Source organism: Pseudomonas sp. GW823-FHT02C05, from assembly GCF_058797595.1.
Genome location: NZ_JBXAJU010000002.1, coordinates 463639 through 479518, shown reverse-complemented (window position 1 = coordinate 479518; position 15880 = coordinate 463639). Strand labels below are relative to the sequence as shown.

General features: G+C 63.2%; 17 protein-coding genes. 4 read left to right on the top strand and 13 right to left on the bottom strand.

The window, feature by feature from the left end:
• Nucleotides 1-83 precede the first annotated feature (83 nt).
• The gene (locus AC1RGE_RS13155; protein ID WP_015634318.1) at nucleotides 84-701 is read left to right on the top strand and encodes a hypothetical protein; all 618 of its coding nucleotides are present in this window, start codon (nucleotides 84-86) and stop codon (nucleotides 699-701) included.
• Between the two features lie 8 nt (nucleotides 702-709).
• Here the strand turns inward: AC1RGE_RS13155 and AC1RGE_RS13150 are convergent, their stop codons facing one another.
• The 7 genes from AC1RGE_RS13150 to ppc form a co-directional block, all read right to left on the bottom strand.
• Nucleotides 710-1408, bottom strand: a complete 699-nt coding sequence (locus AC1RGE_RS13150; protein WP_011059501.1) for an extensin-like domain-containing protein — start codon at nucleotides 1406-1408, stop codon at nucleotides 710-712.
• 13 nt (nucleotides 1409-1421) lie between these two features.
• Nucleotides 1422-2252, bottom strand: coding sequence for an isocitrate lyase/PEP mutase family protein (locus tag AC1RGE_RS13145; RefSeq protein ID WP_011059500.1), 831 nt, complete (start codon nucleotides 2250-2252; stop codon nucleotides 1422-1424).
• A gap of 33 nt (nucleotides 2253-2285) precedes the next feature.
• Entirely contained in the window at nucleotides 2286-3146 is an 861-nt protein-coding gene (locus tag AC1RGE_RS13140; protein WP_026020060.1) for a DUF72 domain-containing protein, read from the bottom strand.
• Complete coding sequence (locus AC1RGE_RS13135; protein WP_015634315.1) at nucleotides 3143-3445, bottom strand: hypothetical protein; 303 nt, start codon at nucleotides 3443-3445, stop codon at nucleotides 3143-3145. Before AC1RGE_RS13135 ends, AC1RGE_RS13140 begins: the two co-directional genes overlap by 4 nt.
• A gap of 186 nt (nucleotides 3446-3631) precedes the next feature.
• Entirely contained in the window at nucleotides 3632-4306 is a 675-nt protein-coding gene (gene tsaB, locus AC1RGE_RS13130; RefSeq protein WP_019093910.1) for a tRNA (adenosine(37)-N6)-threonylcarbamoyltransferase complex dimerization subunit type 1 TsaB, read from the bottom strand.
• 90 nt (nucleotides 4307-4396) lie between these two features.
• A complete protein-coding gene (gene adk, locus AC1RGE_RS13125; protein WP_015634313.1) occupies nucleotides 4397-5044 on the bottom strand; it encodes an adenylate kinase in 648 nt (215 codons plus the stop codon).
• A gap of 289 nt (nucleotides 5045-5333) precedes the next feature.
• Nucleotides 5334-7964 (bottom strand): phosphoenolpyruvate carboxylase, encoded by a 2631-nt coding sequence (ppc, locus tag AC1RGE_RS13120; RefSeq protein ID WP_492584433.1) that lies wholly within the window; start codon nucleotides 7962-7964, stop codon nucleotides 5334-5336.
• Nucleotides 7965-8168: 204 nt separating this feature from the next.
• On the opposite strand from ppc, the gene AC1RGE_RS13115 reads away from it, so the two are divergent.
• From AC1RGE_RS13115 to lptF, 3 genes are all read left to right on the top strand, one after another.
• Nucleotides 8169-8513 carry a hypothetical protein gene (locus AC1RGE_RS13115; protein WP_015634311.1) on the top strand — a complete coding sequence of 115 codons (345 nt, stop codon included), beginning with the start codon at nucleotides 8169-8171 and terminating at the stop codon, nucleotides 8511-8513.
• Nucleotides 8514-8801: 288 nt separating this feature from the next.
• Nucleotides 8802-9215 (top strand): DUF4398 domain-containing protein, encoded by a 414-nt coding sequence (locus tag AC1RGE_RS13110; RefSeq protein ID WP_016967758.1) that lies wholly within the window; start codon nucleotides 8802-8804, stop codon nucleotides 9213-9215.
• Between the two features lie 53 nt (nucleotides 9216-9268).
• Nucleotides 9269-10057 carry a lipotoxin F family OmpA-related lipoprotein LptF gene (lptF, locus tag AC1RGE_RS13105; RefSeq protein WP_492584431.1) on the top strand — a complete coding sequence of 263 codons (789 nt, stop codon included), beginning with the start codon at nucleotides 9269-9271 and terminating at the stop codon, nucleotides 10055-10057.
• A 112-nt stretch (nucleotides 10058-10169) separates the two neighbouring features.
• Here lptF and AC1RGE_RS13100 read toward each other — a convergent pair whose 3' ends face one another.
• From AC1RGE_RS13100 to lysS, 6 genes are all read right to left on the bottom strand, one after another.
• Entirely contained in the window at nucleotides 10170-10496 is a 327-nt protein-coding gene (locus AC1RGE_RS13100; protein WP_011059491.1) for a PA3694 family proteiin, read from the bottom strand.
• Nucleotides 10493-11419: an alpha/beta hydrolase gene (locus AC1RGE_RS13095; protein ID WP_492584429.1), complete on the bottom strand. Its 927-nt coding sequence runs from the start codon at nucleotides 11417-11419 to the stop codon at nucleotides 10493-10495. Before AC1RGE_RS13095 ends, AC1RGE_RS13100 begins: the two co-directional genes overlap by 4 nt.
• Nucleotides 11420-11536: 117 nt before the next feature.
• Nucleotides 11537-12814 carry a flavohemoglobin expression-modulating QEGLA motif protein gene (locus tag AC1RGE_RS13090; protein ID WP_011059489.1) on the bottom strand — a complete coding sequence of 426 codons (1278 nt, stop codon included), beginning with the start codon at nucleotides 12812-12814 and terminating at the stop codon, nucleotides 11537-11539.
• Between the two features lie 35 nt (nucleotides 12815-12849).
• Nucleotides 12850-13395 (bottom strand): hypothetical protein, encoded by a 546-nt coding sequence (locus AC1RGE_RS13085; RefSeq protein ID WP_492584427.1) that lies wholly within the window; start codon nucleotides 13393-13395, stop codon nucleotides 12850-12852.
• A gap of 88 nt (nucleotides 13396-13483) precedes the next feature.
• Nucleotides 13484-14200, bottom strand: a complete 717-nt coding sequence (locus AC1RGE_RS13080; protein WP_492584425.1) for a TetR/AcrR family transcriptional regulator — start codon at nucleotides 14198-14200, stop codon at nucleotides 13484-13486.
• 105 nt (nucleotides 14201-14305) lie between these two features.
• Nucleotides 14306-15808 (bottom strand): lysine--tRNA ligase, encoded by a 1503-nt coding sequence (lysS, locus tag AC1RGE_RS13075; protein WP_072451182.1) that lies wholly within the window; start codon nucleotides 15806-15808, stop codon nucleotides 14306-14308.
• Nucleotides 15809-15880: the final 72 nt, after the last annotated feature.

The window sequence follows — 15880 nt, the reverse complement described above, 5'->3', positions numbered from 1 at the left end:
CTCAAAAAATTAATGATCGGCAAAAACTGCCGATAACAGGACTATCGGCCATTTTGCCAGAGCTCAAGCGTCGACCGAGAGCAATGTCAGACATTCAACGCACATCGATAGGTTATATCTCGCCCCACGGCGACTATGGCCTGCGCAACTCCCAGGCACTGAGCGGCGTCAGCCATCTGTGGCAGGACTTCTTTGCCCAGGCCCTGGCCGAGCAACGGGGTGAAGGTGCGAGCGTTGAATCGGTACCGGCGGTGGCCATCGATGGCCCGGTTGAACCGGCTGGCGGCAGCGATGTGCTGGCGCAGATCGTCAACCAGCGTCATTGCGACGTGCAAGACACCGAGGTCCGCCCGCCGGAGCCGCTGTTCCTGCCTATCGCCGAGTTTGAAATGGACCTGCTGGATAAACCCGCCCCGCCCTTCCCGCCAGAAGAGATCGTGGCCCAGCAGCGCCAGCAGGATTTCGAAAGTGGCTGGGTACGCCCGATCGTGCTCAACGCCGGCCAGCCGATTCCTGCTCCAGGCCCTGCGCCGGAGCCCCGCCCACTGCACCTGCCGATCGCCGAATTCGAACTGGACCTGCTGGACAAACCCGCCGAGCCGTTCCCGCCTCAGGAACTCATCGAGCAACAGCGGGCGATGGACTTCGATATCGGCTGGGCCCGCCCACTGATCCTGCAGAACCTGCGCATCGCCGCCTGAGCCCAGCCTCAGCGACACACCCACCAAGGCCCTACATCCAGATGAAAGTGGTTGCGATGGGCATTGTTGTAGTCCGGCCCCAGCACCACGTTGAACGCATCACAGGCGCCATCCCGGGCCAGGCGCAGAAACCGGCCTTCATTGCTGTCCTTGGGCCAATCCCGGAGCACGCTGATGCTGCGCCCATCCCCCAGGCGAAAGCCGGCGATGTCCAGGGCATTGGCACTGGCATGCTGGCTGCGGGCACCGCTCTCGCGGCTGTACATGTTGCGGCAGGCGAAACTGCCCAGGTGATCGACTCGCGCCACCCGCTGGCCGTACACCGCCTGCGCGGCCGACTGCAGGCCGTGGCGCTCATACAGGGCAAAGGCCACCGCCAGCGGGCAACTGGCAAGAAAGCTGCTGCTCAGGGCCACGTCGCCACCCTGTACACGCAGGGTATTGCTCAATGGGCAAGCGACGTCCCTGCGGCTGTCGAGCTGGCGGCTGGTACGCAAACCCGAGCCCGCCAGCACCTGGTCGCACAGTTGCGGGTCATCCCGCAGCCGCGCCAGCTTGAAACGGGTCAACAGGTTGGGCTTGGCCCGCACGTCCAGCGGCGCCCAGGGATTCCAACTGTCCGCGACGGGCAACCAGCCCAGGCGAACACCGATCAACAACAGGGCGCCCAGCAACAACAAGGCGCCCAGGACTTTCACTACCCGCACAGACACTCCCGTTTCACGGCTGCTTGAACATTTGATTGATCTGCCCGAACGGCATCGCCCGGTCGGCAAAATCGAAACGCCCGTGGCTATGGATATCTTGCGCAGCCCGGTAGAAGGCTCCGTAAGCGGCCCGCGCCAGGGCCGAACCGACACTGATGCGCTTGACGCCCAGCTCCGCCAGTTGCGCCACGCTGAGGTTGAGGCCTCCCGACATCAGCACGTTCACCGGCTTGGGCGCCACCGCCCGCACCACCTGCTGGATATCCTCGGCACTGCCCAGGGCCGGGGCATAGAGCACATCGGCACCGGCCTCGGCAAAGGCCTGCAAGCGGCGAATGGTGTCTGCCAGATCATCACGCCCGTGCAGCAGGTTTTCCGCCCGGGCGGTCAGGGTAAAGGGAAAGGGCAGACTGCGAACGGCCGCCACGCAGGCCTCGATGCGTTCCACCGCCAGCTGGAAATCGTAGATCGGCTGCTCGGCATGGCCCGTGGCGTCCTCGATCGAAGCACCGACCACACCGCTGGCCGCCGCAAGAAGCAGCGCCTGGGCACAGCCTTCGGGGCTGTCGGAAAACCCGTTTTCCAGGTCCGCCGCCACCGGCAGGCTGCTGGCGCCGACGATGCTGCGCACGTTGTCCAGCGTGTCCTCCAGGCTGAGTGCACCTTCGGCATCCGGGCGCCCCAGGGAAAAGGCATAGCCGGCGCTGGTGGTGGCCAGGGCCTCGAAGCCGAGGCTGGCGAGCATCTTCGCCGAACCGGCATCCCAGGGGTTGGGAATGACGAAGGCTCCGGCACGTTCATGCAGGGCCCTGAAGGCAGTGGCTCGAAGGGTTTGCGCGTCCATTGGCTCGCTCCTGAAGAAGGCCGTGAAGGCGCTTCAGAGCAAGCCGAGTTGCTCCGCAGCGGGCTCTCTGTATAACTCAGGCAATGCGGGCAAGCCAGGCAAACGTTGCATCAGCCGGGCGTGAAAACGCCGCGCCAGTTCGGCCGCCAGACGGTTGTCCGAAGTGTGCAGGAACACGTAGGGCGTACGCCCCTCTTCGATCCAGCCGGCGACCTTGTCGATCCAGGGCTCAAGGAAAGGATCGTTGGCCTCAAGCTCCGGATGACCGATGAAGCGCACCTGGGGAAACTGGGTGAAGGCTGCGGGGCGCGGTGGCACCTTGGGCTTTTTCGACTGCGCATGCAGCACCGCAGGAGCGGTCGACGTGCAACTGAACAGGGCCCGCGGGTCGAGGCAGATACGTTCCACGCCACGCTCGCGCAGCAGCCGGTTGAGCATGCGTTCGGCATCGCCCTTGGTGAAGAACTCCGGGTGCCGCACTTCCACCGCCAGCGGCCGCTCCAGGCCATCGATGAACCCGGCCAGTTCCGCCAGACGCTGTGGCGCAAAGCTGGCCGGCAACTGCAGCCACAGCGGCGACACCCGCTCACCCAGGGGGCTGAGCAGCTGGATAAAGGACTCAGCGGCGCTCAACTGCTCGCGCAGGTCGCCGCCGTGACTGATGTCACCGGGGAACTTGGCGGTAAAGCGAAAGTGCTCGGGCATGATCTCGGCCCAGCGCTGCACGGTTCCGGGCGCCGGCCGTGCATAGAAGGTGGTATTGCCTTCGACGGCGTTGAAGACCTGGCAATACAGGCCGAGGAAATCATTGGGCCGGGCGTCTTCCGGGTACAGGTACTCACGCCAGGCGTTTTCGCTCCAGGAAGGACAACCGAGGAAATAAGGCAGCATCAGATATGCAGGTCGAGACCCACCACTTCCATATCCCAATCGACAAAGCCGGCGGTGGTCAGGTAGCTGGCCAGGGCGTTGGCCACGCTCTTTTTCATCGCCCGCTGGAAGATCATGTCCTGGGGGCGGGCGGGAAGATTGCCGGTACGTGGGGAAGAAGCCTGGGAACGGCTCTGGGCCGAAGGCTCGGGCTGCACTTCAATGGCGTCGGCATCGTCCAGGGACTCGTCTACCAGCGCACGGCCTTTGCGAGGCTTGCGCTTGATGGGGTAGGACTGAGAGGAGATGCCGTCTATACGCATACAGAAAAGCCCGGGGTCGATGATGGCAATTTAGCGGCACCGCTTCGACTTAGCAAATGCCCAAGTGATAACTAGAACACAGAAAAGCCAAAAGGTTTAAAACCGGGCAGGTTCAGGCTGAAAAAACGGACGATTGGCGGGCGTATGCAGGAGTTATCCGCATAACCGCGCACATTTGCTCTGGGTTCAACGGGCCTTGGGAGTAGCGACCTTGTCCCGCAGATAGACAGGTTGGGCCTGGTCGGCAACGATCGCCTCGCCGCGCTCCCAGGCAAATTGCGCCAGGGTCAGCAGGTCGACCGCATGCGGCAGCATGCCGGCGTCCTGGCCGCTGAGTTCGACGGCAATGCGCTCGCCATACCCCCAACCGGTGCCCGCGCCGAACCAGTCGCCGCTGGAACCTTCGGGCAGGGCCGCGACTTCCGGCGGCAATACCGCTTCCGCGCCCACCAGGCGCATCTCGCCGGCAACTTCCTGGTAGCAGCCCCAATAGACTTCATCCATGCGCGCATCGATGGCCGAAGCCACCTGGGTCGCGCCATGCTCGCGCAGAGCGCGCTGGGCCAGCACCGCCAGGTTGGATACCGGCAGCACCGGGCGCTCCAGGGCAAAGGCCAGGCCCTGCACCACGCCGATGGCGATGCGCACCCCGGTGAAGGCGCCCGGGCCACGGCCAAAGGCAATGGCCTCGACCTGTTGCAAGGTCACCCCGGCATTGGCCAGCAGTTCCTGGATCATCGGCAACAGCTTCTGCGCATGCAGGCGCGGGATCACCTCGTAATGGCTCGTGACCTTGCCGTCATGCAGCAAAGCAACGGAGCAAGCTTCAGTCGCGGTGTCCAGGGCCAGCAAGGTGCTCATTCGGGGTTCCATAGGCATTGAAAAAAGTGACGCATTATAAACAGCAACGGCCCGCAAGCGGGCCGTTCAACGATCAAACGCTCAGGCAACTCAGCTCAGGGCTTCGAGTACCTTGCCGGTGATCACTTCCACCGAACCGACGCCAGGGATATGGCTGTACTTAGGCTTGCCCTGGGTGGCAGCCAGTTGCTGGTAGAACTCCACCAGCGGCTTGGTCTGCGAGTGGTAGACCGACAGGCGATGACGCACGGTTTCCTCGGTGTCGTCCTTGCGCTGCACCAGGTCTTCACCGGTGATGTCATCCTTGCCGGCGATCTTCGGCGGGTTGTAGACGGTGTGGTAGACCCGGCCCGAAGCTTCGTGCACACGGCGACCGGCGATGCGCTGGACGATCTCTTCGTCGTCGACGGCGATTTCCACCACGTTGTCCAGCTCGACACCGGCCTTCACCAGCGCTTCGGCCTGGGGAATGGTGCGCGGGAAGCCGTCGAACAGGAAGCCATTGGCGCAGTCGGCCTGGCTGATGCGTTCCTTGACCAGGTTGATGATCAGGTCATCGGACACCAGGCCACCGCTGTCCATCACGCTCTTGGCCTTCAGGCCCAGCTCGGTGCCGGCCTTGACCGCAGCACGCAGCATGTCACCGGTGGAGATCTGTGGAATACCGAACTTTTCGGTGATGAACTTTGCCTGAGTACCTTTACCGGCCCCGGGAGCTCCCAGCAGAATTACGCGCATCGATGTGCTCCTCAATTTTTTATTTAGAAACGCTCGGATTCGCCTCGTGGGGCCAATCTCAAAAATGGGGGTGTGGCCGCCCAAACGGCCAAAGGCTGATCAAGATACACAGCCGACACAGCGCACACAAGCAGTCGAAAGTCGGAGGAACCCGGCCCTTTTGTGCCCCATTGGCCGGGTAGAACAAGTCGCAACCCGACAACAAAGTGTCGCCAGATGAACCAGAACGACACCTCGCAATTGCCTTGATCGGGGCTGCCGCGCAGCTGGCTGGCAGCCCTCTCGCACCTCAGCCGGTATTGCGCAAGCCAGCGGCGATACCGGCCACGGAGACCAGCAACGCCTGTTCCACGGGGCTTCCTTGCGGCGCCTGCTGCTTGCGCGAGCGCGCCAGCAGCTCGGCCTGCAACAGATGCAGCGGGTCGAGGTAGGTGTTGCGCAGGCGGATGAACTCCAGGGTATCGGGGCTGTGCGCCAGCAGTTGCGACTGCCCGGTCAGGCCCAGGACCACCGCGCAAGCCTGCGACAATAGGTCGCGTAAATGCTCGCCCAACGGCAACAGTTCGGCCTCCACCAGGCGCTCGTCATAGGAGCGGGCAATATCCGCATCGGCCTTGGCCAGCACCATCTCCAGCATGTCGATGCGGGTGCGGAAGAACGGCCATTGCTCACGCATCTGCCCCAGCAGGTCACCCTCGCCACGGGCCAGGGCCTTGCTCAAGGCCGCTTCCCAGCCGAGCCAGGCGGGCAACATCAGGCGGGTCTGGGTCCAGCCGAAGATCCAGGGGATCGCCCGCAGGCTCTCGATGCCCCCGGCACGGCGCTTGGCCGGGCGGCTGCCCAGCGGCAGGCGGCCCAGCTCCTGTTCCGGAGTGGACTGGCGGAAGTACTCGACGAACTGCGGATTGTCCCGCACCACCTCGCGGTAGGCCCGGACGCCATCGCTGGCCAGCTCGTCCATCAGGTGACGCCAGGCCGGCTGCGGTGGCGGCGGCGGCAACAGGGTCGCCTCCAGTACCGCGGCCAGATAGAGGTTGAGGTTCTGCTCGGCGATGTCCGGCAGGCCGAATTTGAAGCGGATCATTTCCCCTTGCTCGGTGGTGCGGAAACGCCCCGCCACCGAACCCGGCGGCTGCGACAGAATGGCCGCGTGGGCCGGGCCGCCGCCACGCCCCACGGTGCCACCGCGGCCGTGGAACAGCAGCAGTTCCACCTGTTGCTCGCGGCAGATGTCCACCAGCCGCTCCTGGGCCCGGTACTGGGCCCAGGCCGCAGCCGTGGTGCCGGCATCCTTGGCCGAGTCGGAGTAGCCGATCATCACTTCCTGCGGCCCTTGCAGGCGCGAACGATAGCCCGGCATGTGCAGCAGTTTTTCCATCACCGGGCCGGCGTTGTCCAGGTCCGCCAGGGTCTCGAACAGAGGCACCACGCGCATCGGCCGCAGCACACCGGATTCCTTGAGCAGCAACTGCACCGCCAGCACATCGGAGGCCGCGCCGGCCATGGAAATCACATAGGAACCCAGGGACGCCGCTGGCGCACCAGCGATTTCGCGGCAGGTGGCGAGCACTTCGGCGGTGTCCGCCGAGGGCTTGAAATAGCCTGGCAACAACGGCCGACGGCTGCTCAGTTCGCGCATCAGGAAGGTGATGCGATCCTCCTCGCTCCAGTCCTCGTAACGCCCCAGGCCCAGGTAATCGGTGATTTCGGTCATGGCCGAGGTATGCCGGCTGGAATCCTGGCGTACATCCAGGCGCACCAGGAACAGACCGAAGGTCACTGCCCGGCGCAGACAGTCGAGCAGCGGCCCGTCGGCAATCACTCCCATGCCGCACTCGTGCAACGACTGGTAGCACAGCTGCAGCGGCTCCAGCAGGTCACGGTTGTTGTGCAACACCTCGGCGCCCGCCGGCACCGCCGCGCTGAGCGCCGCGTGGGCCCAGTTGCGGGTGGCCCGCAGGCGTTCACGCAATTGCTTGAGCAGCGCCCGATAAGGCTCGGCGCTATCTCCGGCCCTGGCCAGGAGCGCCGGGCTGGCCTGCTGCATGGACAGCTCGGCCGCCAGGTGGTCGATGTCCCGCAGGTACAGGTCGGCGGCCATCCAGCGCGCCAGCAGCAGCACTTCGCGGGTTACCGCAGCGGTGACATTGGGGTTGCCATCACGGTCGCCGCCCATCCACGACGCAAAGCGGATCGGCGCCGACTCCAGCGGCAGGTGCAGCCCGGTGGCCTCGAACAAGGCCTTGTCGGCCTTGCGCAGGTAATTGGGAATCGCCTGCCACAGCGAATGCTCGATCACCGCAAAGCCCCACTTGGCTTCATCCACCGGGGTGGGTCGGGTCCGACGGATTTCCTCGGTGTGCCAGGCCTCGGCGATCAAGCGTTGCAGGCGCTCCTGGATCTGCCCGCGCTCGGCGCTGGTGAGGTCACGGTGGTCCTGGGCCGCCAGTTGCCCGGCAATCGCATCGTATTTCTGGATCAGGGTGCGGCGCGCCACTTCGGTGGGGTGAGCGGTCAGCACCAGCTCGATTTCCAGGCGCCCCAGTTGCCGGGCCAGAGCATCGGCGCTATGCCCTTCGGCCCGCAGGCGAGCCAGCAGCTCCGGCAGCACCCGAGCCTCGAAGGGTGCCGGCTGCGACTCGTCGCGGCGGTGGATCAACTGATACTGCTCGGCGATGTTCGCCAGGTTGAGGAACTGGTTGAAGGCCCTGGCCACCGGCAGCAGTTCGTCCTCGCTCAACTGGTCGAGGCTGGCGCTCAGTTCGGCCCCCGGCGAGCCCCGGCGATCGGCCTTGGCGCCTTTGCGAATCTGCTCGATCTTGTCGAGGAAAACCTCCCCGTACTGGTCGCGGATGGTATTGCCCAGCAGTTCCCCCAAGAGGTGAACGTCTTCGCGCAAGCGCGCATCAATATCGGTCATCGAGGTGTTCTCCAGCGGACTCAAGGCGGCACGGAAGGCTCAAGAGTGCCGCCTGCACACCTCGCTTAGCAAGCGTGGGGCAAAGCGCACCAAACCTTCGGCGATGCAGCTAGTCTCAAGCATAGGCCGCACGAGGGCCGCCCACCGGCCCCGGCCGGTCCACTCAACCCAGCCTGCCACGAGCAGGTGTTCATTGAGGTCATCATGAAAATCCGTGAACTTGCGCAACACTGGGAAGAAAACGCCAAGGGTCGCCTGACCCGGACCGGCTACCGGATTCACCTGGATGTGGAAGCCGCCGCACGCCTGGCCGCCCTTTCCGAGATGTACCCCAAACGCCAGACCGAAGAACTGCTCGGAGAGCTGATCGGCGCCGCTCTGGAAGAGCTGGAGGCAAGCTTCCCCTACATCCAGGGCCAGCACGTCGTGGCCACCGATGAAGAGGGCGATCCACTGTACGAGGATGTGGGCCCCACCCCTCGTTTCCTGGCCTTGTCGCGCCAGCACCTGCACCTGCTGGCGAGCCAGTCCGATAAGCCCAAGCACTGAACGTCCATATTCTTGCGTCAACCTGAGCATCATCCTTCCCGGCCCTGCAAAGGGTCGGGGATACCCCTGCGCACGGCAAAAGTTCCCGGTCTAGAGCCTTGGCCGACGCGTCAGATTTTTTTCCGGCCAATCGCCATCTTTCTATGAACTATTCAAAAACGCCTCGGGTCACACCCATTAGCCATCACTGGAACGGCCGTTTCAAATTTTGCCATCAGCGCCCGTTGTCACTGAAGCGTCACGGCAGCAGAACCAGGATGGATTTTGATGTTTTCCAGGAGTTACCCAATGGAGTTGAAGACCATGAAGATCAGCACTGCCAAATCCTCGTTCACCTCTCTGCGCGGGCTGAAGCTGGCCGCGCTGGCCCTCGGTAGCAGCATGGTACTGGCCGGTTGTGCCGGGAACCCGCCCTCCGAGCAGTACGCGGTCACGCAATCTGCGGTCAATAGCGCAGTGAGCGCAGGCGGTACCGAATTCGCCGCCGTGGAAATGAAGTCGGCGCAGGACAAGCTCAAGCAAGCCGAGATTGCCATGCACGACAAAAAGTACGACGAAGCCCGCCGCCTGGCCGAACAAGCCGAGTGGGACGCACGCGTAGCAGAGCGCAAGGCCCAGGCCGCCAAGGCCGAGCAGGCGCTGAAAGACTCACAAAAAGGCGTTCAGGAACTGCGTCAGGAAGGTATGCGTAGCGTGCAGTAAGAAGCCGCCGCCGATTCCCACGTACTCGTATTTGATTGAAAGGACGAACCATTATGCGCAACCAATTGATGATCCCAGCCCTGTTGGCCATGAGCGTAGCCCTGGCGGCCTGCTCCACCCCGCCTAACGCCAACCTGGAAAACGCCCGCACCAACTTCTCCGCCCTGCAGGCCAACCCGCAAGCCAGCAAGGTCGCCGCCCTGGAAACCAAGGACGCCGCCGACTGGATGGACAAGGCCGACAAGGCCTACCTGGACAAAGAGGACGAAAAGAAGGTCGACCAACTGGCCTACCTGACCAACCAGCGGGTTGAAGTGGCCAAGGAAACCATTGCCTTGCGCACCGCCGAAGCCAAGCTCAAGGACGCCGGCGACCAGCGCGCCCGCGCCATCCTCGATGCCCGCGACGCGCAGATCAAGCAACTGCAGAACAGCCTCAACGCCAAGCAGACCGACCGCGGCACCCTGGTGACCTTCGGTGACGTGCTGTTCGCCACCAACAAGTCCGACCTGAAATCCAGCGGCCTGGTGAACATCAACAAGCTGGCGCAATTCCTCCAGCAGAACCCTGATCGCAAGGTGATCGTCGAAGGCTACACCGACAGCACCGGCAGCGATTCCTACAACCAGTCGCTGTCCGAGCGCCGTGCCGGCTCGGTGCAGATGGCGCTGATCCGCATGGGTGTCGACCCGTCGCGCATCGTTAGCCAAGGCTATGGCAAGGAGTACCCGGTAGCCGATAACGGCAGTGTTTCCGGCCGCGCCATGAACCGTCGCGTGGAAGTCACCATCTCCAACGACAACCAGCCGGTAGCACCGCGTTCGTCGGTCAGCAGCAACTGATCGGACGCCCTGCTTATATAGGCAGGTAAGACAAAACGCCGCCGACCCTTTCAGGTCGGCGGCGTTTTTTTATGCCGTTATCCAAGCAGGAGCCGGCTTGCCGGCGAACAGATCACTGCTCCAGTTGCGGGGTTTCCTGCCCCATGCAGCGCACGGCCTGCTTCTTCTTGTTCACCAGCACCCCGGTCAGGCCTTTCTGCTGGGTGTCGAACAGCACCAGGACACCGTCGATGCACTGGGCCACTTCATCGGCCGGTTGCAGGGAGATCTTGTAGTCCTCGCCGGGCACGGTCTTGAGCATGGTGAAGTCGCTGAGCAGCAATGCATCCTCCGGTTTGGCGAAGTGCAGGTAGCCGTAGTACCACAGGCTGCCCACGGTGACGATGATGCTGCAGATACCGGTGATGATCATGGGAATGGCGTTGCGTTCTTCACTCATTGCGGACTCTCTGGAGGTTCAACTGCTGAATTCGGGGGCGTCGGGTAATTGGGGATTTCCCCCAGGCGGCGCAACCCGTTGAAATGCTGCGGATCATCGAGGTAGCGCAGCATCACGCGGCGCCAGGTCGGATCGGCAAAGGTTTGCACATGGCCGCCGCGGGTCAGTTGCAGGACCCTGGGCGGGGGCGCAGCTTGATACACACGGATGCCATTGGAAAGGGGCACGATGGGATCGTCGATGCTGTGGTAGATCAGTTTCGGCACCCCGGTCAGGCGCGGCATCGAGTGAATCGCGCTGTCGGTATCCGGCACCACCCACGACAACGGCACCTGCAACGGCCAGGTCAGCCAGGAAGTGCTCAGGGCATAGCGCCCGACATCGCGATAACTGGCCGGTACCCCATCGAGGACGATGGCCTTGAGCTGGGCCTGGCGCTCGGGGTGCTGTACCAGGTAGTGGATGGCCAGGGCGCCCCCCAGGCTTTGCCCCAGCACGATCAATGGCTTGCCCTGCACTTCGGGAGCCTGGTCCAGCCACTTGAACGCGGCATCCAGATCCTGATAGATCGCCGGCAGGCTCGGTGCACCTTCGGACAGGCCATAACCGCGATAGTCCACCAGCAGCACCTGATAGCCCTGCTCCGGCAGCCACCAACTGCCCCCCAGGTGCCAGGCCAGATTGCCGCCGTTGCCATGCAGGTGCAGCACCGTGCCCTTGACTGCCACTCCGGGTTTGGCCGGCAGCCACCAGCCGTGCAGCTTGAGGCCGTCGGCGGTGGTCAGGGTCACGTCACGGTATTCGAGCCTGGCCCGCTCAGGGGTGAAAGGTAGTCCGGGTTCGGGATAGAACAGCAGCGAACTACAGCCCTGCAGGCCCAGCACCAGGGCAAACACTGCGCAGTACTTCAGGACCCGGCTCATCCGCAGCCCCCTGGCGTGTACCCGGATGGGCGCTGAAGGCCCTGCGGGCCTTGTCGCAGCCTGTGCCAGTGGCTACAGCTGTCTGTGGATACGTCCATGTGCGCCCCCCGGCAGAAGTCAAAGAATGTTGGAGTAGTCCGCCTCGATCCGGTCCAGGCTCAGGTGGTTGAGGAAGTTGGAGAAACACATCCAGGCCGACAGCGCGTTCATGTCGCGAAACTGTTCGGGCAGGTACTTGGGTGCCACCACCAGCCCTTCGTCCACCAGCTGGCGCAGGGTGCGCATGTCCTCGAGGGTGGTCTTGCCGCAGAACAGCAGCGGCACCTGCTCCAGCTTGCCCTTGCGCACAGCCAGCTGAATGTAGTTGTAAACCATGATGAAGCCCTTGAGGTAGGACAAGTCTTTGGTAAACGGCAGCCCCGTGGGCACCGACCCGCGGAACACCCGGCTGGCATTGCCGTAGCTCTCGGCCATCTCGAAGCCCTGCTCGCGGAAGAACTCGAACACCTGCAGGAAGTCCGCGCCCTCCTCCACCATATGGATGGCCCGGGTGCGGTTGGTCAGCTTGCGCAAGCGGCTGGGGTAAGAGGCAAAGGTGATGATCTCCATCAGGATCGCCAGCCCCTCCTGGGTCACCGTGGACGAGGGCGGGCCCTTGGCCAGGAAGGTGCAGATCGGCTGGTTGAGGCCGTTCAGGGTGGTGCCCACGTGCACCAGCCCCTCATGGACTTCCAGGGCCCGCACGTCACGGTTGTTGAACATCGCATCGCTGCGGATCTTGATGTAGTCGGCGCCCGCCGCGGCGTCGGCGACGATACCGTCGGACTCGAACACCCGGATGGTTTCCTCGGCCTCGCCGAACACCTTGTTCAGGCGGCTCTGCAGCAGGCTCACGGCATCCTTGGCACTCAGGGTCTTGGGTTCGTCCTTGAGATCGCCCCGACCGTCGATGTTGTTCAGGTAATCGGACATCATCAGCCCCAGGTCCGCCAGGGTCGGGTCGCCGGCATGGAAGGCATCGGATGCGGCGCCGTACAGCTCCTGCGAGATCAGGCCGAAGTCGCCGGTACCCCGTGCTTCGAGCATGCGCACCACCATGCGGTATTCCTTGCACATGCGGCGCATGATCTGCCCCACCGGGTTGAACTGGCCCAGTTGGCGGGTGATGTCGCGCTCGATGTTCTGGAATTCCAGCTTCACCGCGCCAGAATCGAAAGACAGTGGCCGCCCCTCGTAATAGGCGCGGTCCACCGCCGGCATTTCCTTGCCCTTGGCCTTGAGAAAGCCTTTGCGGACGTTCTCGTCCCACTTCACCGCATCCAGCACGCGGATCGGTGTCTGGGCCAGCACTATGCGATCGGACAAGGTGCGTATCGTCTGCTGGTAATCGTCCACCAAAAGCTCCTATTGAATGGGTCTGTAGCGCGGGGTCACTTGCCCACGCGCTTGAAGCGCGCCGCCTCGACGAACACGTCGGAATTGGCGGGGTCGTCCAGGTAGGCGAAGACCTCGGGCAAGGGGCTGCTGATCAGCACGCCATCGCCTTCGGCCGTGGCCATGGGCTCACCGTTCAAGGCCTTTTGACCCAGGGCCTGGCGAATCTGTTCCAGATCCAGGGTGTAAAGCACCAGTTCGTGCCTTGCCGTCAACTCGAAGCCGGCAATGCTGTAGTGCCCGCCAAAGGCCTGGGGCACCGCCGCCGACAGGTACCAGCGGTTGCCATGCCGGGAGACGGTGAAATCATAGGTGTCCCGCGGGCGCGCCGTGCCGCCTGGGTAACTCGAGGCACGGTAGCGGTTGGCGCCGATCTGGCTGAGCTGGATGTTCAGCGGCTCGCCCCAGGCATTCTTGCTGGCCCACTTGCCCAGCAATTGGGCAGGCGCCGCCTGCGCAGCCGGCAGCGGCTCCTTGAAGGCCACCAGGCAACCGCTGAGCAGCAGGAACGACAGGGCAATCAGGACGCGCCAGGCTTGCATGCAACTCTCCCATGAACACCAGAATCACTGTAGCCGCTGGCGCGGGCCACGACCGCCAGGCCGCAGCCGGCAAGCCAGGCCGGGCGGCTCAGACCGAAGCCAGAACCAGATGCATATAGCGCGTGAGGATGCCGAGTATCTCTTCTTCCACCAGCGGCTCGGCGCCGTTGAGCAGGCCCTGATATTCCATCCGGCCGATTATCGACGTCAATACCTTGGCATCCTGCTGCGGCTCCCGCGAGCCCAGGACCTGGAAAAACTGGCAAGTGCCGTGCAGCAGGATCTGCTGGTGCGAGCGCACCAGCTGCGCCAGGCGCGGGTTGAGCAAGGCTTCCTGGCGGAAGGCCTGCTCGGCCATCAAGTGTTCACGACGGGTACTCAACTGGCGCCGTACGTAATCGGCGGTCATACGCGCGATATCGTCGGCCAGTTGCGAGCGCGAGGCAGCGCTGCCGTCGCCATAGGCGACCATTTCCCGCAGCAGCCCCTCGTTGCTGGCCCACAGCTTGGCCATGAACGCCGCGCTGCGCTCCACGTACTGGGCGAAGGTATCGGTGAGCAGGTCATCGATATCCTTGAAGTAATAGGTGGTGGCCGACAAGGGCACACCGGCTTCGGCGGCCACCGCACGATGGCGCACGGCCCGCACGCCGTCACGCACGACAATGCGCATGGCGGCATCGAGAATGTCCTGTCTACGCTGCTCACTGCCTTGGCGGCTGGCCTTGCGGCCCTGGTACTGAACACTTTCAGCCACCGCAGTGGCGATGCCAGCTGCACCTTCTTGAGCAATTGCGCGGTTCACGACAGGTATTCCCTCTTAAAAATCACACAGAATTAGAAGCGGTACGTCAGTTCCAACCAGACAATAAAAAGCCGCCTGATAAAGGCGGCTGATTATTCAGAGCACTTAAGCTTGCGGCCGCATGTGCGGGAACAGGATCACGTCGCGAATCGACGGCGAGTTGGTCAGCAACATCACCAGGCGGTCGATACCGATGCCCTCGCCGGCGGTGGGCGGCATGCCGTATTCCAGGGCACGGACGAAGTCGGCGTCGTAGTGCATGGCTTCGTCATCACCGGCGTCCTTGTCCGCCACCTGGGCCATGAAGCGCTCGGCCTGGTCTTCCGCGTCGTTCAACTCGGAGTAGGCGTTGGCGATTTCGCGACCACCAATGAACAGCTCGAAACGGTCGGTGACGTTGGGGTTATCGTCGTTGCGACGGGCCAGCGGCGACACTTCGAACGGGTACTGGGTAATGAAGTGCGGCTGCTCCAGCTTGTGCTCCACCAGTTCCTCGAAAATCATCACCTGCAACTTGCCCAGGCCTTCGAAGCCCAGCACCTTGGCACCGGCCTTCTTGGCGATGGCGCGAGCCTTGTCGATATCGTTCAGGTCATCAGCGGTCAGCTCGGGGTTGTACTTGAGGATCGAGTCGAACACCGACAGGCGCGCGAACGGCTCGCCGAAGTGGAACACCTTGTCGCCGTACGGCACGTCGGTGCTGCCCAGGACCAACTGCGCCAGTTCGCGGAACAGTTCTTCGGTCAGGTCCATGTTGTCTTCGTAGTCGGCGTAAGCCTGGTAGAACTCCAACATGGTGAATTCAGGGTTGTGACGGGTCGAAACGCCTTCGTTACGGAAGTTGCGGTTGATCTCGAACACTTTCTCGAAACCGCCAACCACCAGGCGCTTCAGATACAGCTCAGGGGCGATACGCAGGAACATTTCCATGTCCAGCGCGTTGTGGTGGGTTTCGAACGGCTTGGCCGCCGCGCCGCCAGGGATGGTCTGCAGCATCGGCGTTTCGACTTCGAGGAAGTCGCGCTTCATCAGGAAGCTGCGGATGTGGGCGATCACTTGCGAACGCACGCGGAAAGTCTGGCGTACTTCTTCGTTGACGATCAGGTCGACGTAGCGCTGACGGTAGCGCTGCTCGGTGTCGGTCAGGCCGTGGTGCTTGTCCGGCAGCGGGCGCAGCGACTTGGTCAGCAGGCGCACATTGGTCATTTCAACGTACAGGTCACCCTTGCCGGAACGGGCCAGAGTGCCTTCGGCAGCGATGATGTCGCCCATGTCCCAGGTCTTGACGCAGGCCAGGGTTTCTTCGGACAGGGTTTTACGGTTGACGTAGACCTGAATGCGACCGGTCATGTCCTGGATCACCATGAACGAGCCACGGTTGAGCATGATGCGACCGGCAACCTTGACCGGGATTGCAGCCTCTGCGAGCTCTTCCTTGGTCTTGTCCGCGTATTTCTTCTGCAGATCTTCGCAGTAGTTTTCGCGGCGGAAGTCGTTCGGGAAGGCATTGCCCTTGGCGCGCTCGGCAGCAAGCTTTTCCTTGCGCAGGGCGATCAGGGAGTTTTCTTCCTGTTGCAGGGCTTGCGGGTCGAGTTGTTGGTCGCTCATGTCTTTTGAAATTCCATCACAGGTTCATTGCCCCCAGGCCTTCGGCCTGGAGATCGCCGGCAAGCCGGCTCC

Coding starts and splice junctions, on each gene's coding strand:
- lptF (WP_492584431.1), top strand. CDS start 9,269: ATGCGCAACCAATTGATGATCCCAGCCCTGTTGGCCATGAGCGTAGCC.
- AC1RGE_RS13155 (WP_015634318.1), top strand. CDS start 84: ATGTCAGACATTCAACGCACATCGATAGGTTATATCTCGCCCCACGGC.
- ppc (WP_492584433.1), bottom strand. CDS start 7,964: ATGACCGATATTGATGCGCGCTTGCGCGAAGACGTTCACCTCTTGGGG.
- AC1RGE_RS13135 (WP_015634315.1), bottom strand. CDS start 3,445: ATGCGTATAGACGGCATCTCCTCTCAGTCCTACCCCATCAAGCGCAAG.
- AC1RGE_RS13095 (WP_492584429.1), bottom strand. CDS start 11,419: ATGAGCCGGGTCCTGAAGTACTGCGCAGTGTTTGCCCTGGTGCTGGGC.
- AC1RGE_RS13145 (WP_011059500.1), bottom strand. CDS start 2,252: ATGGACGCGCAAACCCTTCGAGCCACTGCCTTCAGGGCCCTGCATGAA.
- AC1RGE_RS13115 (WP_015634311.1), top strand. CDS start 8,169: ATGAAAATCCGTGAACTTGCGCAACACTGGGAAGAAAACGCCAAGGGT.
- AC1RGE_RS13110 (WP_016967758.1), top strand. CDS start 8,802: ATGGAGTTGAAGACCATGAAGATCAGCACTGCCAAATCCTCGTTCACC.
- lysS (WP_072451182.1), bottom strand. CDS start 15,808: ATGAGCGACCAACAACTCGACCCGCAAGCCCTGCAACAGGAAGAAAAC.
- AC1RGE_RS13100 (WP_011059491.1), bottom strand. CDS start 10,496: ATGAGTGAAGAACGCAACGCCATTCCCATGATCATCACCGGTATCTGC.
- tsaB (WP_019093910.1), bottom strand. CDS start 4,306: ATGAGCACCTTGCTGGCCCTGGACACCGCGACTGAAGCTTGCTCCGTT.
- adk (WP_015634313.1), bottom strand. CDS start 5,044: ATGCGCGTAATTCTGCTGGGAGCTCCCGGGGCCGGTAAAGGTACTCAG.
- AC1RGE_RS13085 (WP_492584427.1), bottom strand. CDS start 13,395: ATGCAAGCCTGGCGCGTCCTGATTGCCCTGTCGTTCCTGCTGCTCAGC.